Genomic DNA, 19884 nt, shown 5'->3' on the forward strand with positions numbered 1-19884 from the left:
GCGCATTCTGCGCGGCGCAGCTAGCGGGGGAGTGGCCGGGGCGACAGGTGACACAAAAAGCGGGCGGGGAAAAGGCGCGAGCGGTGAGGGCGCGCGGGAGAAGGGGAGAGCGGGAGAGGGGGAAGGCGGAGAAGGGAAGGGCGGAGAAGAGGAAGGCAGGAGACAGAAGTCAAGGAAGATTCGGCAAGGCGCGGCGTGGAAAAAAGGCAGGAGCCCCGCTGCGCCACCGAAGTGACGGAGCAGGGCTCCTTGGGTACTACTTTGGTGCGACCAGGAAGAATTCCGGGCCGGGCAACTTAGCTCGCGGTCACGTTCTCCGCCTGCGGACCCTTCGGGCCCTGCGTGACGTCGAAGGTCACCTGCTGGTTCTCCTCCAGGGAGCGGAAGCCAGAGGCGTTGATCGCGGAGTAGTGGACGAAGACATCCGGGCCGCCGCCGTCCTGGGCGATGAAGCCGAAGCCCTTTTCAGCGTTGAACCACTTGACGGTTCCGGTAGCCATAAGCCCTCCTTGGGCCAAAGGGTTGCCCTGCTCCAGAACCTGCAAACAAGTCTGAAAACTACAAAAGCCTGCGGGTCACATGCTCCGCAGGCTCTGTACTGCAAGGGAAACCAAACTGCAACTTGCGCTGAGCGTAGCATGGTGACCTCGTGAGGCGGAAGAGCCAAAGATCACGTTTAACCGTCAGCACTAACGTCCATACGTTGCCTCTGCCGGGGTCTCTGTCGGAGTCTGTGCCGGAGTCTCTGTCGGCGGTCGATAGATCACTCCGCCGACGTGCGCGTTGCCTCACCCAAGGCGCGTGCCTCGCCACCCCGCCGAGGTCCATCCGAGGCACCGCCGACGGCCGCACGCCGGGCCGCCACCCATACGCCGGGCCGCCGGCGTCCCTCCGCAGGAGCGCTGACGGCCATCCGCGGGACCGTCCCCGCCGGTGCGTCGCCCCCGCCGCTCCGGCCCGAAGCCGCCGGGTCTAGCCTCCGCATGTGGACAATTCAACCTTCGAAGACGCATCCGCAGAAGCCGACGCCGACCACCGTCGCAGCCGGCCGCGGGTGGGCCACATCCAGTTCCTGAACTGCCTGCCCCTTTACTGGGGCCTCGCCCGCACCGGCACCCTCCTCGATCTGGACCTCAGCAAGGACACGCCGGAGAAGCTCAGCGAGCAGCTCATCCGCGGCGAACTCGACATCGCCCCCGTCACCCTCGTCGAATTCCTCCGCGCCGCCGACGACCTCGTCGCCTTCCCGGACCTCGCGGTCGGCTGCGACGGCCCGGTGATGTCCTGCGTGATCGTCTCGCAGAAGCCGCTGGAGCAGCTCGACGGCGCCCGGGTCGCCCTCGGCGCCACCTCGCGGACGTCCGTACGCCTCGCGCAGCTGCTGCTCGCCGAGAAGATCGGCGTACGGCCCGACTACTACACCTGCCCGCCGGACCTCGGCCTGATGATGCAGGAGGCGGACGCCGCCGTACTGATCGGCGACGCCGCACTGCGCGCCAATCTGCACGACGGCCCGCGGCTCGGCCTGGAGGTCCACGACCTCGGCCAGATGTGGAAGGACTGGACGGGGCTGCCGTTCGTCTTCGCCGTATGGGCGACGCGGCGCGACTACCTGGAGCGTGAGCCGGTCGTGGTGCAGAAGGTGCACGAGGCGTTCCTTGCCTCCCGCGACCTGTCCTTGGAAGAGGTCGGCAAGGTCGCCGAGCAGGCTGCCCGCTGGGAGACCTTCGCCGAGCCCGTACTGGAGCGCTACTTCACCACCCTGGACTTCCGCTTCGGCCCCGACCAGCTGCGCGGCGTCAGGGAATTCGCCCGGCGGGTCGGCCCGACGACCGGCTTCCCGGCGGACGTGAAGGTGGAACTGCTGGGGGCTGCGGACAGCCGCTGAACGGCAGCAGCCCCTGAACGGCAGCAGCCCCTGAACGGCAGCAGCGGTTGAGCTGCGCCCCGTGGCCCGCGTACTCCGTGGGCCATGCACCCCGTGGGCCACGCGCCCCATGGCCCTGCCACGTGCCCTGCCATGGCGCTGCCACGCGCCCGGTCATGGCCCTGCCACGCGTCCGGACCGGGACGCTAGGGGACCCCTAAGCTGGGGCCGCCGTATCGAGGGGGAGGCGGGGCCATGGAGCCGCTGTCAGGGGACGATCCGCGGGTCCTGGGCGGGTACCGGCTGCTCGGCCGGCTCGGCGCGGGCGGTATGGGGCGCGTCTATCTGGGCCGCAGCGCCGGCGGGCGCACGGTCGCCGTGAAGGTCGTACACGCCCACTTTGCGGTCGACGACCAGTTCCGGGCCCGCTTCCGGCGGGAGATCGAGTCGGCACGGCGGGTCGGCGGCGCCTGGACCGCGCCCGTACTGGACGCCGACCCGGACGCCGCCGTCCCCTGGGTCGCCACCGGCTACGTCGCCGGGCCGTCGCTCACCCAGGCCGTCACCGAGTACGGGCCGCTGGCCGAACGCTCCGTACGGGTGCTGGGCGCCGGACTCGCCGAGGCGCTGGCCGCCGTCCATGCACTCGGCCTCGTCCACCGGGACGTCAAACCGTCGAACGTGCTGCTGACGCTGGACGGCCCGGTACTGATCGACTTCGGCATCGTGCGGGCCACGGAAGGCACCGCCTCCCTCACCACCACCGGGGTCTCGGTGGGTTCCCCCGGCTACATGGCACCGGAGCAGATCCTGGGGAGGGGCGCGGAGAGCGCCGCCGACGTCTTCTCGCTGGGCGCGGTCCTCGCGTACGCGGCGACCGGCACCAGCCCGTTCCCGGGCGACTCCTCGGCCAGCCTGCTCTACAAGGTCGTCCACGAGGAGCCGGAACTCGGCTCCCAACTGGTCGGCGAACTGCGGGAATTGGTGGCCCAGTGCCTCTCCAAGGACCCGGCGGACCGCCCCGCTCCGGCCGACCTCGCGGTACGCCTCGCGGGGGAGGCGGGAGAGGGCAGCGGCGGCGCGGCAGGCCTCGTACGGGCCGGCTGGTTGCCCGGCCCCCTGGTCGAACGGGTCAGCCGCCAGGCCGTGGAACTGCTGAACCTCGACGCGGGGGTCGGCGGGCCGGGGCAGCCAGGGGCGGGGGCGGCCGCACCGGGAGAGGCGACGTCGGGAGAGGCGGCCCCGGGGCTGTCCGTGTCGGGAGAGGCGGCCCCGGGGCTGTCCGTGTCGGGAGAGGCAGTGTTGGGGGTGGCCTCGGGGGTGGCCTCCTCGGGAGGGGTGGCCTCGGGGCTGGCCTCATCGGGGCTGGTGCCGTTCGACGCGCCGGCACAAAACCCGGGGGCCGGCTACCCCAGCGGAGCCGCCCACCCCCCGACCGCCCCCGACCTCGCCGGCCTGCCGACCGGCACGGGCGGTGGAACGGGCGGGCTCGTCCCGGAGGGGCGGCCGGCTCCCGGGGAGCGGAGGTTCGCGCTGACCGGTGCGGTCGGCGGCAAGGACGCGGACCGCCCACGCCGGGTGAGCTGCACCCTCGTCCTCTCGGTGGCCGGTGCGCTGGCCGCCGCGACGACCGCGGGCTTCGTCTTCACCCTGCTGCCCAATACGGGCGGTGACGCCGCCGGCGGCGACCACGCGGGCGCCAAGCCGCCTGCGACGGGCCACACCCCGTCCGGCCGGCCCACCGACCCCGGTGGCTACAACGGCCCATCCGCCGTCGCCAAGCCGTTCCTCGGCACCTGGACGGGCAGCATCACCACTTCGCACGGCTTCCCCAACGGCACCATGACCAGCACCATCACCACGGGTGGCAAGGGCGACTACGTCATCCACACCACCTACGACGCGGTGCTGGTGAGCTGCGAGGCCAAGGCGAAACTGGAATCCGCGACGGACCGGCGCCTGATCCTCATCGAGCGCCCCGACGGCAAACAGGGCCCCGGCTGCACCGGCAACAAGTCCCGGGTGACGTACACGCTCGCCAAGGACGGCACCACGATCGCGTTCACCTCGAACGACCCGGCGGGCGGCACACCGAAGGCGACCCTGACGAAGAGGTGAGGGGCGGGCAGGTCAGAACTCGGGTCAGTGGTCAGGTCAGGACTCAGGTCAGTGGTGGTCGGGTCGGTGGTCAGGTCAGGGCTCAGGTCGGGTGGTCGGGTCAGTGGTCAGGGCCTGCCAAGGGACTGTCAGAGGGCTGACGTACGCTGGGTCCGTTGTGATGCCCGCCTGCGAAAGGGACGCCCCGGTGACCGAGAACGCCGACCTCCAGTCCGTACTCGACCGCGCCGCGCAGGGCGGCCGCATCACGCCGGAGGAAGCCCTCGACCTGTACCGCTCCGCGCCGCTGCACGCGCTGGGCCGGGCCGCCGACGCCGTGCGCCGCCGCCGTTACGCCGGCACCGAGCACATCGCGACGTACATCATCGAGCGCAACATCAACTACACCAACGTGTGCGTGACGGCCTGCAAGTTCTGCGCCTTCTACGCCGCGCCCAAGGACACCGCCAAGGGGTGGACGCGGGATCTGGACGACATCCTGCGGCGCTGCGCGGAGACCGTAGAGCTGGGCGGCACCCAGATCATGTTCCAGGGCGGCCACCACCCCGACTACGGCGTCGAGTACTACGAGAAGCACTTCTCGGCCATCAAGAAGGAATTCCCGGAGCTGGTCATCCACTCCCTCGGCGCCTCCGAGGTCGAGCACATGGCCCGTATCTCCGGGGTGTCGATCGAGGAGGCGATCCAGCGGATCCACGCCGCCGGCCTCGACTCCTTCGCGGGCGCCGGTGCCGAGCTGCTCCCCGCCCGTCCGCGTAAGGCGATCGCCCCGCTGAAGGAGTCCGGCGAGCGCTGGCTGGAAATCATGGAGGCGGCCCACAAGCTGGGCGTCGAATCGACCTCCACGATGCTCATGGGCACCGGCGAGACCAACGCCGAGCGGATCGAGCACCTCCGGATGATCCGCGACGTCCAGGACCGTACGGGCGGCTTCCGCGCCTTCATCCCGTACACCTACCAGCCCGAGAACAACCACCTGAAGGGCCAGACGCAGGCCACCATCTTCGAGTACCTGCGGATGATCGCGATCGCCCGGATCTTCCTCGACAACGTCGCCCACATCCAGGGCTCCTGGCTGACCACCGGCAAGGAGATCGGCCAGCTGTCGCTCCACTACGGCGCGGACGACCTGGGCTCCATCATGCTGGAGGAGAACGTCGTCTCCTCGGCCGGCGCCAAGCACCGTTCCAACCGCATGGAGATCATCGACCTGATCCGCAAGGCGGACCGGGTCCCGGCGCAGCGCGCGACGACCTACGAGCACCTGGTGGTCCACGACGACCCCGCCAACGACCCGATCGACGAACGCGTCGTCTCCCACCTCTCCTCGACGGCCATCGAGGGCGGCACCGCCCACCCCGAACTGAAGCTCATCGAAGCCAGGTAGGCCCCCCATGCTGACACTTCACCGAGCCCGGCGAGGTGTCCACCTCACCGACACCCCCGACGCCCCCGACGCCACCCGTGCCGCCGCTCGCAGCACGAACGCCGGCGAGAGCGGCGCGGGTGTCGGCGACATCAGCGCGCCGACCAGCGCGCTGACCAGCGCGCTGACCGGTGACAGCGGCGTGGTCGTCGACGGCTCCCGAATCGCCGCCATCGGCCCGTACGACGAACTCTCCACGAGCTACGGCGACCGCGCCCGCCTCCGCGACTGGGACGGCATCCTCACCCCCGGCCGCTACGAACCCGACGGCGCCGCACTACTGGAGGCGGCCTACCACCCGGACCCGCGCGAGGCCGACGAACTCGGCACCGAACCCCTCACGGGCGAGGCTCTCGCGGCTCTCGACATGACCGAGACCCGCTGGGGCGCCAGCGCCCGTCGCGGCCTGCAACGCCTCCTCGCCACCGGCACAACGGCCCTGACCGGCCCCTTCACCCGCCCCGCGGTCCGCACCGCCGTACAACGTTCCGGCCTCGAAGAACTCCCCGACGCCCGCCCCCGCACCCTCCAGGTAGGCGGCCCCGCCAACTTCGCCGTCTTCGCCCCCGACGGCACCCCGCTGGCCACCATCCTCTCCGGCCGCCTCCTCCACCGCCGCCACTAGCCCACCGCCGCCAGTGGCCGATCTCCTTCCCTGGGCCCAGATGCGTGCCCCGGGCGGGGTGCGGGCGGGGCACGGTGGAGAATGGCCGGGTGACCCGAGCATCCCTGGACAAGCAGCCGCACGAAGTCGCCGCGATGTTCGACGACGTGGCGGCGCGGTACGACCTCACCAACGACGTGCTCTCCCTGGGGCAGGCGCGGCTGTGGCGCAAGGAGGTGGAACGCGCGGTGGCCGCGCGGCCGGCCGAGCGAGTGCTCGACCTGGCGGCCGGGACCGGCACCTCCTCGCTGCCGTTCGCCCGGAACGGTGCGTTCGTCGTGCCCTGCGACTTCTCCGTGGGCATGCTGACCGAGGGCAAGAAGCGGCATCCGTGGTTGCCGTTCACCGCGGGGGACGGCACTCGGCTGCCGTTCGCGGACGACGTGTTCGACGCGGTCACCATCTCCTTCGGGCTGCGCAACATCCAGGACATCGACGCGGCGCTGGCGGAGCTGTACCGGGTGACCAAGCCCGGTGGGCGGGTGGTCATCAGCGAGTTCAGCGAGCCGACCTGGGCGCCGTTCCGGACCGTGTACACCGAGTACCTGATGCGGGCACTGCTGCCGGTTGCGCGGGCGGTCAGCAGCAACCCGGACGCGTACGTCTACCTGGCCGAGTCCATCCGTACCTGGCCCAACCAGCCCGAACTCGCGGCTCGGTTGCAGGGCGCGGGGTGGACGAAGGTGGCCTGGCGGAACCTGACCGGGGGGATCGTGGCGCTGCACCGGGGCACCAAGCCGGCCTAGCGAGGCGATGGGGACGCGACTGGAATCGAGGCGGTCTGGGCGTCAAGGCGGTCTGGGCGCCAAGGCAGCCTAAGCGCCAAGTGGTGTAGGCCTGTTGGGGCTGACGGGCGGGCGATGGTCGGCGCTTGGCGGCCATCGCGTCGGCCTGGGGTGGCGCGTGGGGCTGGGGTGGCGCGTGGGGCTGGGGGTGGCATTCTGGCTGGGGTGGCGTTCTGGCTGGGGTTGGGGGGAACCGGGGGTGCTGGGGTGGTGTCTGTAGGTTACGGTCGCTCGCGGTAGGCGCGGGCGATGTTCCTTGACCTTCCCGGAGTCCGTCTTGTCGTCGTTCTGTCCGGATTGTGGTTCCGCCTCGCCGCCGGAAGCCCGTTTTTGTATGGACTGTGGGCGGGAGCGGCAGGGTGCCGCGTCGCCATCACCTGTTTCGCTGTCTGGGCCTGATGGGTCTGCTGGGCCTGATGCGTCTGCGCCTTCCGCCGTGCCGCCTGTGCCTTCTGTGCCTCCTGTTCCGAGTGGGGCGCCTGTGGCTTCTGCGCCTTCTGGGGTGGGGGCGTATGGGGGGACCGGGCGGGCCTCGGGTGTTGGGGGGCTGCTTGTTCGGGCGGCCAAGGGGGACTGGCTGGCGGCGGTGAAGGTGGCCGTGTGGCCGACGCTGTTGCTGCCGGTGCTCGCTGGTGTGGCGGCGATGTTCTTCGCGGACGATGCACACTCGGGCGGGCTCGGGTGGGGCGTACGGATGCGGATCGCACTGGCGTTGCTGCTGCAGAGCGTGGGTGGTGGCGTCACGATATCGGGCAACATGTCTGAATCGTTTGGGCCGTTCGGTGGGCGGCTCGGGGGTGAGGCGACGCTGTCCCTGGTGCCGTTGGTGGTGACGGCGGCCTGGGCGGGGGTGTTGGTGTTCGCCGCTCGGCGGGTGCTGCGGCCGGCTTCTATCTCGTCGGTTGGCGCCCCGATGGCGGGCAGTGCCCCGATGGCCGGCGGAGCTGCTGGCGCGCCAGGGGTCGGTGCGGACGGTGTGGTCGGTGCGGCCGGTTCGGTCAGGGCGGCCGGTGTGGCTGGTGTGGTGGAAGCGGTGCTGCGGGTTGCGGTGCTGTGTGGGGCGGGAAGCTTCGTGTTGGGGCTGCTGGCGCAGCCTTCGTACGACGGTGTGGAGTTGTCGTCGGCGCCGTTCCTCTCCTTGCTGTGCTCGTTCCTGCTGGCCGCCGTGGTTGTCGGGATGGCGACGGCCGGGGCCGAGGCGGGGGCGTGGCTCGCCGCCCGGCCCGCGTGGCAGCTCGCCGTCGGCGCGCTGCGTACCGCGCTGCTGACGCTGCTGATCGTGGTCACCGTGGCCGGGATCGTCACGGTCGTGACGCTGCTCGCCACGGCGGAGAAGGACATCAGCGGCGGCGCTGTAGTGGCGATGCTGGTGCTGCTGCCCAATATCGGTGCGTTGGCGCTCGCGATGGCCTGGGGCGCGCCGTTGAACGCGGAGTGGACCCTTCCCGACATTCCGTTCCTCGATCCCTCGGGCCGTCAGTCGATCGGCTACGGAGAGTTGGGGGATCAGGGCGGCGGCTGGGTGCTGTTCGGGGTCATCGTCGGCGGGCTGGTGTGTGCGCTGCTGATCGGATTCCTGGTCGTACGGCGTAGCGCCGACCGCCGTGAACAGCTGCTGTCCGCGGGCTTCTTCGTCGCTTCCCTGATGGCGCTGGTGCTGGTCGCGGGGGCGAGCGCGAGCGCGGCGTTCCGGGCGGGCGGTGGCTACGGCTCCGGCGGTGGCTATGGCTATGGCGAGGGCTACGGCGGTTACGGCGGCGGTTACGGCGGTGGGTACGGCGGCGAGGCCATGGGCGCTCATGGCGAGATCGCCGTGGGCGGTGCCGAGACGCTGCTGTTCGCGCTGCTGTGGGTGTTCGGCGCGGTGCTGGTCGTTCCGTATCTGCGGCGGGTGACGGGGGCTGCGACGGGGACTGCGAGCGGGGCTGCGACGGGGGCTGCGGGGGCGCCGTTGATGCCTCCGACGCCCCCGCTGGCGGCTGGGCTGCCGGGTGCGGTTCCTGGGGCTGCGCCGTTCGTTTCGTCCCCGGGGTCGGGTGGTGTTCCCGTACCGTCCTCCGCGTCGGGCGGGGTTCCCTTTGCGTCCCCCGCGTCGGGCGACGGTCCCGTACCGTCCTCCGCGTCGGGCGATGGTCCCGCCCTGTCCGCGCCCTCTGCCCCCTCCGCGCCGCCCACCCTTCCGCAGGCCGCCCCGGCGGCCGGCTCCCCGTCGGTCGGCGCCCCGCCCACCAACGCCACACCGACCTCCTCCACACCGACCTCCTCCACACCGACCTCCGCCACACCGACGTCCGCCCCACCGCCCGTCGCCCCGCCCCAGGGGCGGCCCCGGCGTCGGGTCGGGAAGTGGGTGGCGCTGGCGCTGGCTGCGTTTCTGGTCGGTGGGGGTGCGATGGCGGGAGCGCTGTATTTCCTGGGGCATCGGGATGCCGGCAACCACAAGGGCGCCGGCAGCGGCAAGGTTGGCGATGCCGGAAAGGGCGGCGGGGCCGGGGAGTCGGCATCGGCGTCTCCGTCGCCGTCCCCTGCGCCGACGGGCACCGGCGGACCGAGCGCGACGCCCACGGGTGACCCCGCGGGAGGCCCCACCCCGGGCTCGACCGCCGGCCTCCCTGACGGGTTCGTCCAGAAGTACGACCCGTACGGGTTCTCGCTCGCCGTGAAGAGTGACTGGACGCGTTCGGTGAAGGGCACCCAGGTCGACTACACGGCCCCGGCCGGCAAGCAGTACCTGCGCATCGGCGTCATCGCGCACGCACCGACCTCGTCGTACGGGAACTTCGTGAATCTGGAGAAGGGTGCCAAGAAGCGGACGAACTACCAGCGGGTGGAGCTGAAGAAGAACACCTTCGCCCACCGCCCGGGCGCCCGCTGGGAGTTCACGTACGTCAACGAGACCGGGAACACCGTGCACGCCATCGACCAGGCGTACGTGGCCGAGGACGGGACCGAGTACAGCGTCTACTACGAGTGTCTGGACGTGCTGTACGACCCCGAGAACGACAAGGTCTTCAGCACGGCGCTCAGCACGTGGTCCGTCAGCGACGTGGATGTGGATTAGGCAAGGAAGGAGGTGGATGGCACCCCCACCCCCACCCCCACCCCCACGCTTACCCTCACCCCCACGCCCACCCCGGCCCCCTCACACCTCCAACCGATAGCAGTGCCCCGTGCGCCCGCTCACCGGCGTCAGCAGGGTTTCGGCGTGGTGCATGCCCAGGCGCCGGGTCACCGCGATCGAGCGGGTGTTGCGGGCGTCGACCATGGCGACGACGTGGCGTACGCCCGCTGCTCGTACGGATTCCAGGGCCGCGGTGGCCGCGGCGGTGGCGTAGCCCTTGCCCCAGTACGCACGGCCGAGGCGCCAGCCGATCTCGATCTCGCCCACCGGGCCCCAGTCGCCGGGCCAGGGCTGGGCGCCGGTGAAGCCCATGACGGCGCCGTCGGCCGGGTCGAGCAGGGTGTAGAGGCAGAAGCCGAGTTCGGCGTGGTGGCGGCGCTGGCGGGCGGTGAGTTCTTCGTAGACGGAGGGTTCGGCGGGGGCGCCGCCGTGGAACTCCATGACGTCCCGGTCGTTGAAGACCCGGTGCCAGTGCAGGGCGTCCTCGTCGGTGGGCACGCGGAGTTCGACGGCGGGCAGCGGCCGGTCCGCGTGCGGTCCGGGCAGGGCCGACGGGATCGGGGACGGGGAGGGGGAGGGAGCCGGGGTCGGGGCGGGGGACGTGGCCGGGGTCGGGGTCAGCGGGGTTGGCGAGGTGAGCGGGGGCAGCGGGGTCCGGTGTGCGGTCGGCGGGGTCTGGGACGTCATGGCACAACCCTTCGGCTTCATGGGACAGCCCTTCGGCTTCATGGACGGACAACCCTTCAGGCGCTGATCACCAGGGCCCCCATAGACTGCACATGCCCGGTGCCGGTCGGCACCCAGATATCCAGATATCGACTTCCGGGAGACACCGCCGTGACCGAGTCCGCGTCCGAGCCCGCGCCCGAGTCCGAGTCCGTGTCCGAGCCTGCGACGTCCGAGCCTGCGACCGGGTCTGCGACCGGGTCCGTGCCCGCGACCGAGTCCGTGACCGCCGTCGGCGCGAAGCACAGCGTCGGCTCGGAGCCCACCGTCCTCTCGGAGCACACCGCGGATGTGATCGTCGTCGGTGCCGGGCCGGCCGGCTCGGCCACCGCGTACCACCTCGCCAAGTCCGGTCTGGACGTGCTGCTGCTGGAGAAGACCGCCTTCCCCCGGGAGAAGGTCTGCGGTGACGGGCTGACGCCGCGCGCGACCAAGCAGCTGGTGGCGATGGGCATCGACATCTCGGAGGAAGCGGGCTGGCTGCGCAACAAGGGTCTGCGGATCATCGGCGGCGGCTCCCGGCTGCAGCTGGACTGGCCGGAACTCGCCTCCTTCCCGGACTACGGGCTCGTCCGCAAGCGCGACGACTTCGACGAGCAGCTGGCACGGCAGGCGCAGAAGGCGGGCGCGCGGCTGTACGAGCGCTGCAACGTGGGCGCGCCGATCGTGAACGAGCTGACCGGCCACATCACGGGCGTGCACGCCAAGCTCGGTGAGGAGAAGACCCCGGTCACCTTCCACGCCCCGCTGGTGGTCGCCGCCGACGGCAATTCCAGCCGGCTGTCGCTGGCGATGGGCCTGCACCGCCGTGAGGACCGTCCGATGGGCGTCGCGGTCCGTACGTACTTCACGTCGCCGCGGCACGACGACGACTACCTGGAGTCGTGGCTGGAGCTGTGGGACCGGCGCGGGGCCCAGGACCGGCTGCTGCCCGGTTACGGCTGGATCTTCGGGATGGGTGACGGGACGAGCAACGTCGGGCTGGGCGTGCTGAACACCTCCGCGTCGTTCCGGGAGCTGGACTGGCGGGAGATCCTCAAGGCGTGGTGTGCGTCGATGCCGGAGGAGTGGGGGTACACCCCGGAGAACATGACCGGCCCGATCCGTGGCGCGGCGCTGCCGATGGCCTTCAACCGCCAGCCGCACTACACCAAGGGGCTGCTGCTGGTCGGTGACGCGGGCGGGCTGGTCAATCCGTTCAACGGGGAGGGCATCGCGTACGCCATGGAGTCGGGGGCGATCGCGGCGGAGGTGATCGTGCAGGCGCAGGCGCGTGCCACCTACGCCCAGCGGGAGCTGGCCCTGCAGCGGTACCCGAAGGTCCTCAAGGACACCTACGGCGGTTACTACTCGCTGGGCCGGGCCTTCGTGAAGCTGATCGGCAACCCGAAGGTCATGCAGATCGCCACCCAGCGCGGGCTGACCCATCCGCTGCTGATGCGCTTCACGCTGAAGATGCTCGCCAACCTCACCGACCCGACGGGCGGCGACGCGATGGACCGCATCATCAACGGGCTGAGCAAGGTGGCGCCGAAGGCCTAGCGGGAACGCGGAGCGGGAAGGCGGGGCGGGAAGGCGGGCGCGAGGGCGTACCGCGATCGCGATCTGCTTCAGGGCGGCCGGGAATTCCTTCCGGCCGCCCTGTCGCATTCTCCTGTCACCTTCTCCTGTCACCTTCTCCTGTCACCTTCCCTGTCACCTTCTCCTGTCACATTCTCCCGGCGGGATCCGTCAGTGCGGTGACGAAGGTTGTTCCGCCGATCCCTTGAGGAGCGCAGTGATGGACGCACGTATGAAGAACCCCGCGGTGGTCATCCCCGAGGCCATGCAGCCGCTGCTCGACGTGGTCAAGGCGACGCGTGCGGGCGGGGTGTCCGAGGAGGTGCTGGAGCTGGTGCACCTGCGGGCCAGCCAGATCAACGGGTGCAGCTTCTGCGTCGACGGGGGGGTGAAGAGCGCCCGCAAGGCGGGGATCAGCGACGACAAGCTGTTCGCGGTGGCGGCCTGGCGGGAGGCGCCGTACTTCTCGGACGAGGAGCGGGCCGCGCTGGCCCTGGTGGAGTCGGCGACCCGGCTCGCGGACAGTGCGGACCCGGTGCCGGACGCGGTGTGGGACGCGGCCGCCGACCACTTCGACGAGAAGCAGCTGGCCGCGCTCGTCCTGTCGATCGGCATCGCCAACCTCTTCAACCGGCTCAACGCCACGACCCGGCAGCCGGCCGGCGCGGGCTGGTGACACCCGGGAGCTCCGGTAGCGGCCACCCATGAGGTCACGGCCACGGCGCACCTGCCCTGACCTCACGGCCACATGACCTCATGGGTAATTGAGCCGCCGGTGGCCTGCCGCGAAGCTTGTGTGCGTCAAGGACACGGGCGGCAGGGGCCGCTCACAGCGGGGAGGAAGCGGCATGTTCTTCGAGACGCACGACGGTACGCAGCTGTGGTACGAGGAGTACGGCACCGGCGAGACGCTGGTGTTCGTGGCGAGCGCGATGCTGAACACCGAGATGTGGGAGTACCAGCTCCCGTTCTTCGCGGAGAACGGCTTCCGTTGTGTGGCGTTCGACCGGCGCGGTCACGGCCGTTCGGACCGGCCCTCCGGCGGGTACGACATCGACTCCACCGCCGACGATCTCGCCGCGCTGCTGGACCACCTAGACCTGCGGGACGTCACCCTCGTCGGGCACTCCCTGGGCGGCGCGGAGATCGCGCGCTATCTGGCGCGGCACGGCTCGGGGCGGGTCCGCCGGGCGGTGCTGATCGCGGCGATGCTGCCGTTCCTGGCCCGTACCGAGGACAACCCGGACGGTCTGCCGGAGGAGGCGGTGGCGGCGACGATGGCGCAGCTGCGGGCGGACCGGCCCAAGTGGCTGACCCGTCAGGCGCAGGCGTTCTTCGCCACCCACCTGGGCAACGACGTCTCCCCGGCCCTGGTGGACCACACGCTGGCGCAGTGTCTGTCGGCCTCGCCGTGGGCGACGCTCCAGGCGCAGCGGGAGGCGTTGTTCAACGATCAGCGGGCCACGCTGCCGGAGATCGACGTCCCGGTGCTGGTGATCCACGGCGCGGCCGACATGTCCGCCCCGGTGGAGATCACCGGCCGGCGGACCGCCCGGCTGATCCCCGGGGCGGTGTACGAGGAGTACCCGACGGCCGGGCACGGCATCTACGCCAGCCACCACGAGCAGCTCAACGCGGATGTGCTGGCCTTTGTGAAGGGGTGACGCGGGGGTCGGCGGGGTGACGCGGGGGTCCGCGGACGGGAGCCGGCCGACGTACGCGAGCCCCGGCCGACGTACGCGAGCCGGCCGACATGGGCGAGCCGGTCGGGGCGCGGGGCCCCGGCCGGCTCGCCCATGTTCAGACGGTTACGCCCGAATTGACGCCAAGTGGGCGTGATTCAGTGTGAGTTCACCGGGTCCCGGCCCGGCTCGGGGTTCCGGTCCGGGACCGGCAGGCGGCGGGCCGGGTCGGGGGAGAGCCGGCGGGTCGGGGCGGTCAGCCGTTCCGCGCCGGGCGGGACCGGGACCGCCGCGAAGATCGCGTCCTGCTTCTCCTGGAGCTCGCGGACGCGCTCCGGCGGGGTGTTGGGCAGCCGCTGCTCCTCATACAGCTTGTGCGTCTCCAGTTGGGCCGCCTTGCTCTGCGGGGTGTGGAACTGGACCTCGAAGAGCTGGTGGGAGCGGGGGGCGCGCCAGGCGGAGTTGATCGCCTTGTAGCCGGTGGGGCGGTGCCAGGTGTTGGACCAGCGGGTGGAGTCGTTGCCCCACGCGGACAGCAGGGCGGAGGCGGTGGTGACGCCCTGGCTGTACTTCGCGTCCGGCCACTGGAGCGTGAACCGGACCGCGTCGTTGATCTTGCCGAGCGACTCGTCGACGGTCCGTCCCGGGTTCTCCCGCATGGCGGTGGCGACCTTCCGCTTCAGCGAGTCCGGTGACTTCAGCCGGTGGTCGAACCCGACGAGTTCGGCGTGGCTGATCTTGGCGGCGGCGCGGACCTGGGGGCTGATGGAGCGCTCGGCGCGGCGGGCGCGGGCCGCGAAGGCGTCCACCCTCTTGTTGTCGGCGGCGGTCAGCGACAGACCGTCCTGGTGCCAGCCGCCGCCGTCGGCCGTACCGGCGGCGGCGGGGACGGCGCCCAGGCCCAGGCCGAGGCCGAGGGTGGTGGCGAGGGCGGCGGCGGTGGCTGCCCGCCCGCCGAGGCAGTGGCCTGGATGGCGGGCCGCGCTCGGGACGGGCCTACGGACGGGCGTACGGGCGGGCCTACGGACGGACGTACGGGTGGTCGTGCGGATGGTCAGGCGGATGGTCATCGGTGCGCGTGATCCCTCTCTCGTGCCCGGGTACGGGGTACGGGCATGGCGAGAGATGCAACGGCGCGCACCGCCCCTCGGTGACGGCGCGCCTACGGATAACCGGGAACGGCGCGCCTACGGATAACCGGGAACGGCGCAATATGGATCACTGGTAACGCAAAAGACCGCCCCTCCCGAAGGAGAGGCGGCCCTCGTACGTGACTTGTCCGCGACTCGTACGCGACTCGTGCGCGCCCCGGCGCAGTCCTACAGGACGCGCACCGCGCCGGTCGGCATGTCGTAGCTGAGCGGGCGCTCGACGATGCCGGTGCTCGGGTTCTGGGCGCCGATGAACTTGCCGTCGCCGACGTAGACGGCGACGTGGTAGGCGCTGCCGGCGCTGCCCCAGTAGAGGATGTCGCCGACCTGGAGGTTGTCGAGGCCGACCTGGGTGCCCTGCGTCGACTGGTCCTGCGACACGCGCGGCAGGTCGATGCCGATCTGGCTGAAGGCGGCCTGGGTGAGGCCGGAGCAGTCGTACGAGGAGGGGCCGCTGGCTCCCAGGACGTACGCCTTGCCCAGCTGGGCCTTGAGGAAGGAGACGAGGGTGGCGGTGGAGCCGGTGCCGGTGGAGGGCGCCGACAGGGTGGTCCGCTCGGCGGAGCGCGAGGCCCGGGCCTGGGCGGCCTCCTTGGCCTTGCGGGCCGCCTCGGCCTTCTTCTTCGCCTCGGCCTTGGCCTTCTTCACGGCCTCGGCCTTGTGCTTCTCCGCTGCCTTGGCGGCCTTGGAGAAGGCACTGTCCTGGAGCGCCTGACGCTCGTAGTTGAACGCGACCTGCTCGGCGGTGTCGGCGCTCTTGGCGGCGCTGGTGGCCAGCGCCGTCGTGATCGTCGGCATCTCCTGCGTCTCGGAGACGGGCTTTTCCGCGGCGCTGGCCGGCACGTTCGCTCCGGTCACCGCGAGGGTGAGGAAGCCACCGGTCACACCCGCGCGCAGCGCCCGGGAGGACGCGGAAGGGCGGCGGGGCTTCCGGTGGCTGGGTATGTGTGCGTTCGGGGACATGGCCCAACGGCTATCAGGAGCCGCTGGTTGCTGCCAACAAGAGTGCAGTGCGCCACACTTGACGCGTACGCGATGAATAAAAGGGACTTTTTGCCGCTCGCGGCTCCGCCGGTGCGATGCCCGAATTTCGCGATCATGTTCCTACGCACGGCATTTGAGGGTCCGTAGGGGCTCAAAGGGGGCCTACCACTTCCCTACGCGCCACGCCAAGGCTTCCCAGGCGTCAAGGACTTAGTGCTCGAAATAGCGTGGGATAGGTCACTCCTGAGTGTCCGTTATGTTCCCGTGACGTGGTCCGTTATGTCCCCGTGACCCGCTGCCCCGCCGGAGTTCGTGAACGCGAGCACGTGCCGACGATCACGGCGGGGTCACGAGCGGGTCACGGCCACGGGGCGGGCCGCGTATACCAGTTGAATCGGCCAGACGCCAATTTGCCCTGGGCGGGCACCCCTTGATATTGGCCAATCCGCGCTGACCAGCGGTAACCCGTGTGAATGTCACCTCTGGTGATCACTCGCGCGCTTCACGTATGAAGATCACCGCTCATCCGGCTTCATGATCCTTCGCCGGGTGGTGAAGATCACAAAGGCGTTGTTCACCCCCGTGTCGCAGATCACAGACCAGCAGGCATAAGATGCAGGCGGTTCGGGCTTGTGAACTGCCTCACATGTGCACGATCTCCGAGGGGCGGTGAGCGGGCCCGGGCGGACCGCCATCCAGTCATCGTCGACTGAAGGGAGCGGGGACGGTGAACGCTTACGCGCCCATCCTCGTACTGGGAGCCCTCGGGGCAGGCTTTGCGATCTTCTCCGTCGTCATGGCCACGCTCGTCGGGCCCAGGCGCTACAACCGGGCCAAGCTCGAAGCGTACGAATGCGGAATCGAGCCGACGCCACAACCGTCCGGTGGCGGCCGCTTCCCGATCAAGTACTACCTGACGGCGATGCTCTTCATCGTCTTCGACATCGAGATCGTCTTCCTCTATCCCTGGGCCGTCACCTTCGACGCCCTGGGGTTGTTCGGGCTCGTCGAGATGCTCCTCTTCGCGCTCACCGTCTTCGTCGCCTACGCCTACGTCTGGCGTCGCGGCGGCCTGGAATGGGACTAGGGGCCACCCATGGGACTTGAAGAGAAGCTGCCCAGCGGCTTTCTGCTGACCACCGTCGAACAGGCCGCGGGCTGGGTGCGCAAGTCATCGGTCTTCCCGGCGACCTTCGGTCTGGCCTGCTGCGCCATCGAGATGATGACGACCGGCGCCGGCCGCTACGACCTGGCCCGCTTCGGCATGGAGGTCTTCCGCGGCTCCCCGCGGCAGGCGGACCTGATGATCGTGGCCGGCCGGGTCAGCCAGAAGATGGCCCCCGTGCTGCGGCAGGTCTACGACCAGATGCCGAACCCGAAGTGGGTGATCTCCATGGGGGTTTGCGCCTCCTCGGGCGGCATGTTCAACAACTACGCGATCGTGCAGGGCGTCGACCACATCGTGCCCGTCGACATCTATCTCCCGGGCTGCCCGCCGCGCCCCGAAATGCTGATGGACGCCATCCTCAAGCTCCACGACAAGATCCAGCACACCAAGCTCGGGGTCAACCAGCAGCAGGCCGCCCGCGAGGCCGAGGAAGCCGCGCTCAAGGCGCTCCCGCTGATCGAGATGAAGGGGCTGCTGCGGTGAGTGAGCAGAAGAACCCCGAGCGTCCGGACGACGAGCCGCGCGGCGGCAACGCCGCGGAGGACGCCGTACCGGCGCAGCGCGACGACACCGGCGAGGTGATCGCCACCCGCCGCGGGATGTTCGGCGCCAACAACGGCGGCGACACCAGCGGCTACGGCGGCCTGGTCCGGACCGTCCGGCTGCCCGGCGCGACCCCCCGGCCGTACGGCGGGCCCGGTGCCCGGGACGGGTACGGGGACTTCGACGAGATCGCCGACGAACTGGAGGGCGCCCTCGACGAACAGGGGCTGGTCCCCGAGAACGTGATCTCCAAGACCGTCGTCGACCGCGGCGAGCTGACCTTCCACATCGAGCGGGAGTACCTGCCGACGGTCGCCCGGACCCTGCGCGACGACCCGGCGCTCCGCTTCGAGCTGTGTACCGGCGTCAGCGGCGTCCACTTCCCCGGCGACACGGGCCGCGAGCTGCACGCCGTCTACCACCTGCGCTCGATCACCCACAACCGGCTGATCCGGCTGGAGGTCTCCGCGCCGGACGCGGACCCGCACATCCCCTCGCTCGTCGCGGTCTACCCGACCAACGACTGGCACGAGCGCGAGACCTACGACTTCTTCGGCCTGGTCTTCGACGGCCATCCCGCGCTGACCCGGATCATGATGCCGGACGACTGGCAGGGCTTCCCGCAGCGCAAGGACTACCCGCTCGGCGGCATTCCCGTCGAGTACAAGGGCGCCCAGATTCCGGCTCCCGACCAGCGGAGGTCGTACAGCTGATGACTACTGCACCGCACTCCCACTCCCCGAACGGCCACCGCACGTCCAGCGACTTCGACACGACCGAGTCGCTCGCCCGGGAGACCACCGAGGGCACCGTCTACAACGTCACCGGCGGCGACTGGGACGAGATCGCGGCGTCCGCGGCGAAGTCCGACGACGAGCGGATCATCGTCAACATGGGGCCGCAGCACCCGTCCACGCACGGCGTGCTCCGGCTGATCCTGGAGATCGACGGGGAGACCGTCACCGAGGCCCGCTGCGGCATCGGCTACCTCCACACCGGCATCGAGAAGAACCTCGAATACCGGACCTGGACGCAGGGCACCACCTTCGTGACGAGGATGGATTACCTCACCCCCTTCTTCAACGAGACGGCCTACTGCCTGGCCGTGGAGAAGCTGCTCGGCATCACCGACGACATCCCCGACCGGGCCTCGGTGGTCCGCGTGATGCTGATGGAACTCAACCGGCTCTCCTCCCACCTGGTGTGCATCGCCACCGGCGGCATGGAGCTGGGCGCCACCACGATCATGATCTACGGCTTCCGGGACCGCGAGCTGATCCTCGACATCTACGAGCTGATCACCGGCCTGCGGATGAACCACGCCTACATCCGGCCCGGCGGCCTGGCCCAGGACCTGCCCCCGGGCGCCGTCGACCAGGTGCGCGCCTTCGTCAAGAAGATGCGCAAGAACCTCCCCGAATACGACAAGCTCGCCACCGGCAACCCGGTCTTCAAGGGCCGCATGGAGGGCATCGGCTACCTCGACCTGGCCGGCTGCATGGCCACCGGAGCCACCGGGCCCATCGTCCGCTCCGCCGGCCTGCCGCACGACCTGCGCAAGACGCAGCCGTACTGCGGATACGAGGACTACGAGTTCGACATCCCGACCGCCGACACCTGCGACGCCTACGGGCGGTTCCTGATCCGGCTGGAGGAGATGCGGCAGTCGCTGCGGATCATCGAGCAGTGCCTGGACCGGCTCGAACCGGGGCCGGTGATGGTCGCGGACAAGAAGATCGCCTGGCCCGCCCAGCTGGCGCTCGGCCCGGACGGCCTGGGCAACTCCCTCGACCACATCAAGAAGATCATGGGCACCTCGATGGAGGCCCTGATCCACCACTTCAAGCTCGTGACCGAGGGCTTCCGGGTCCCGCCCGGTCAGGCCTACGCGGCCGTCGAGTCACCCAAGGGCGAGCTGGGCGTGCACGCGGTCAGCGACGGCGGCACCCGCCCCTACCGGGTGCACTTCCGCGATCCGTCCTTCACCAACCTGCAGGCCATGGCGGCGATGTGCGAAGGCGGCCAGGTCGCCGACGTCATCGTCGCCGTCGCGTCCATCGACCCCGTGATGGGAGGCGTCGACCGGTGA

The 19884-nt window shown here is 70.4% G+C and carries 17 protein-coding genes; 13 read left to right on the forward strand and 4 right to left on the reverse strand.

The window, feature by feature from the left end:
* Window positions 1-296: 296 nt before the first annotated feature.
* A complete protein-coding gene (locus AB0G35_RS31465; protein WP_360956489.1) occupies window positions 297-500 on the reverse strand; it encodes a cold-shock protein in 204 nt (67 codons plus the stop codon).
* 485 nt (window positions 501-985) lie between these two features.
* Between AB0G35_RS31465 and AB0G35_RS31470 the strand changes: the two genes are divergently transcribed.
* From AB0G35_RS31470 to AB0G35_RS31495, 6 genes are all read left to right on the forward strand, one after another.
* Window positions 986-1888 (forward strand): menaquinone biosynthesis protein, encoded by a 903-nt coding sequence (locus tag AB0G35_RS31470; RefSeq protein ID WP_360956491.1) that lies wholly within the window; start codon window positions 986-988, stop codon window positions 1886-1888.
* Window positions 1889-2122: 234 nt separating this feature from the next.
* Window positions 2123-3985 carry a serine/threonine-protein kinase gene (locus AB0G35_RS31475; protein ID WP_360956493.1) on the forward strand — a complete coding sequence of 621 codons (1863 nt, stop codon included), beginning with the start codon at window positions 2123-2125 and terminating at the stop codon, window positions 3983-3985.
* Between the two features lie 187 nt (window positions 3986-4172).
* The gene (gene mqnC / locus AB0G35_RS31480; RefSeq protein ID WP_360956495.1) at window positions 4173-5372 is read left to right on the forward strand and encodes a cyclic dehypoxanthinyl futalosine synthase; all 1200 of its coding nucleotides are present in this window, start codon (window positions 4173-4175) and stop codon (window positions 5370-5372) included.
* Window positions 5373-5379: 7 nt separating this feature from the next.
* Complete coding sequence (locus AB0G35_RS31485) at window positions 5380-6036, forward strand: hypothetical protein (RefSeq protein ID WP_360956497.1); 657 nt, start codon at window positions 5380-5382, stop codon at window positions 6034-6036.
* An 89-nt stretch (window positions 6037-6125) separates the two neighbouring features.
* Complete coding sequence (locus tag AB0G35_RS31490) at window positions 6126-6821, forward strand: demethylmenaquinone methyltransferase (RefSeq protein WP_360956499.1); 696 nt, start codon at window positions 6126-6128, stop codon at window positions 6819-6821.
* Window positions 6822-7446: 625 nt separating this feature from the next.
* Window positions 7447-9921 (forward strand): hypothetical protein, encoded by a 2475-nt coding sequence (locus AB0G35_RS31495; protein ID WP_360956501.1) that lies wholly within the window; start codon window positions 7447-7449, stop codon window positions 9919-9921.
* An 81-nt stretch (window positions 9922-10002) separates the two neighbouring features.
* On the opposite strand, the gene AB0G35_RS31500 is transcribed toward AB0G35_RS31495, so the two are convergent.
* Window positions 10003-10527 (reverse strand): GNAT family N-acetyltransferase, encoded by a 525-nt coding sequence (locus AB0G35_RS31500; protein ID WP_360956561.1) that lies wholly within the window; start codon window positions 10525-10527, stop codon window positions 10003-10005.
* Between the two features lie 402 nt (window positions 10528-10929).
* On the opposite strand from AB0G35_RS31500, the gene AB0G35_RS31505 reads away from it, so the two are divergent.
* The 3 genes from AB0G35_RS31505 (at window position 10930) to AB0G35_RS31515 (ending at window position 13931) form a co-directional block, all read left to right on the forward strand.
* On the forward strand, window positions 10930-12249 hold the full coding sequence (locus AB0G35_RS31505) for a geranylgeranyl reductase family protein (RefSeq protein WP_360956563.1): 1320 nt from the start codon (window positions 10930-10932) through the stop codon (window positions 12247-12249).
* 238 nt (window positions 12250-12487) lie between these two features.
* On the forward strand, window positions 12488-12943 hold the full coding sequence (locus AB0G35_RS31510) for a carboxymuconolactone decarboxylase family protein (protein ID WP_360956503.1): 456 nt from the start codon (window positions 12488-12490) through the stop codon (window positions 12941-12943).
* A gap of 172 nt (window positions 12944-13115) precedes the next feature.
* A complete protein-coding gene (locus tag AB0G35_RS31515; RefSeq protein ID WP_360956505.1) occupies window positions 13116-13931 on the forward strand; it encodes an alpha/beta hydrolase in 816 nt (271 codons plus the stop codon).
* 176 nt (window positions 13932-14107) lie between these two features.
* On the opposite strand, the gene AB0G35_RS31520 is transcribed toward AB0G35_RS31515, so the two are convergent.
* Window positions 14108-15019 carry an ATP nucleotide 3'-pyrophosphokinase gene (locus tag AB0G35_RS31520; RefSeq protein ID WP_360956507.1) on the reverse strand — a complete coding sequence of 304 codons (912 nt, stop codon included), beginning with the start codon at window positions 15017-15019 and terminating at the stop codon, window positions 14108-14110.
* Window positions 15020-15268: 249 nt separating this feature from the next.
* A complete protein-coding gene (locus tag AB0G35_RS31525) occupies window positions 15269-16063 on the reverse strand; it encodes an NlpC/P60 family protein (protein WP_360956509.1) in 795 nt (264 codons plus the stop codon).
* A 748-nt stretch (window positions 16064-16811) separates the two neighbouring features.
* Between AB0G35_RS31525 and AB0G35_RS31530 the strand changes: the two genes are divergently transcribed.
* From AB0G35_RS31530 to AB0G35_RS31545, 4 genes are read left to right on the forward strand one after another with little or no spacing between them, the layout of a single operon-like run.
* A complete protein-coding gene (locus AB0G35_RS31530; RefSeq protein ID WP_030262580.1) occupies window positions 16812-17171 on the forward strand; it encodes an NADH-quinone oxidoreductase subunit A in 360 nt (119 codons plus the stop codon).
* 9 nt (window positions 17172-17180) lie between these two features.
* A complete protein-coding gene (locus tag AB0G35_RS31535) occupies window positions 17181-17735 on the forward strand; it encodes an NADH-quinone oxidoreductase subunit B (RefSeq protein ID WP_030416193.1) in 555 nt (184 codons plus the stop codon).
* Window positions 17732-18508: an NADH-quinone oxidoreductase subunit C gene (locus tag AB0G35_RS31540; protein WP_360956512.1), complete on the forward strand. Its 777-nt coding sequence runs from the start codon at window positions 17732-17734 to the stop codon at window positions 18506-18508. The genes AB0G35_RS31535 and AB0G35_RS31540 overlap by 4 nt, the downstream gene beginning before the upstream one ends.
* Window positions 18508-19884, forward strand: coding sequence for an NADH-quinone oxidoreductase subunit D (locus tag AB0G35_RS31545; RefSeq protein WP_261956998.1), 1377 nt, complete (start codon window positions 18508-18510; stop codon window positions 19882-19884). Before AB0G35_RS31540 ends, AB0G35_RS31545 begins: the two co-directional genes overlap by 1 nt.

The organism is Streptomyces sp. NPDC021749 (assembly GCF_040640655.1).
In the GTDB taxonomy this organism is placed as follows: domain Bacteria; phylum Actinomycetota; class Actinomycetes; order Streptomycetales; family Streptomycetaceae; genus Streptomyces.

What these genes read in the sequence shown, in the direction of transcription:
- AB0G35_RS31465 (WP_360956489.1), bottom strand. Translation starts at nt 500, where the DNA reads ATGGCTACCGGAACCGTCAAGTGGTTCAACGCTGAAAAGGGCTTCGGC.
- AB0G35_RS31475 (WP_360956493.1), top strand. Translation starts at nt 2,123, where the DNA reads ATGGAGCCGCTGTCAGGGGACGATCCGCGGGTCCTGGGCGGGTACCGG.
- AB0G35_RS31485 (WP_360956497.1), top strand. Translation starts at nt 5,380, where the DNA reads ATGCTGACACTTCACCGAGCCCGGCGAGGTGTCCACCTCACCGACACC.
- AB0G35_RS31510 (WP_360956503.1), top strand. Translation starts at nt 12,488, where the DNA reads ATGGACGCACGTATGAAGAACCCCGCGGTGGTCATCCCCGAGGCCATG.
- AB0G35_RS31515 (WP_360956505.1), top strand. Translation starts at nt 13,116, where the DNA reads ATGTTCTTCGAGACGCACGACGGTACGCAGCTGTGGTACGAGGAGTAC.
- AB0G35_RS31520 (WP_360956507.1), bottom strand. Translation starts at nt 15,019, where the DNA reads ATGACCATCCGCCTGACCATCCGCACGACCACCCGTACGTCCGTCCGT.
- AB0G35_RS31525 (WP_360956509.1), bottom strand. Translation starts at nt 16,063, where the DNA reads ATGTCCCCGAACGCACACATACCCAGCCACCGGAAGCCCCGCCGCCCT.
- AB0G35_RS31535 (WP_030416193.1), top strand. Translation starts at nt 17,181, where the DNA reads ATGGGACTTGAAGAGAAGCTGCCCAGCGGCTTTCTGCTGACCACCGTC.
- AB0G35_RS31545 (WP_261956998.1), top strand. Translation starts at nt 18,508, where the DNA reads ATGACTACTGCACCGCACTCCCACTCCCCGAACGGCCACCGCACGTCC.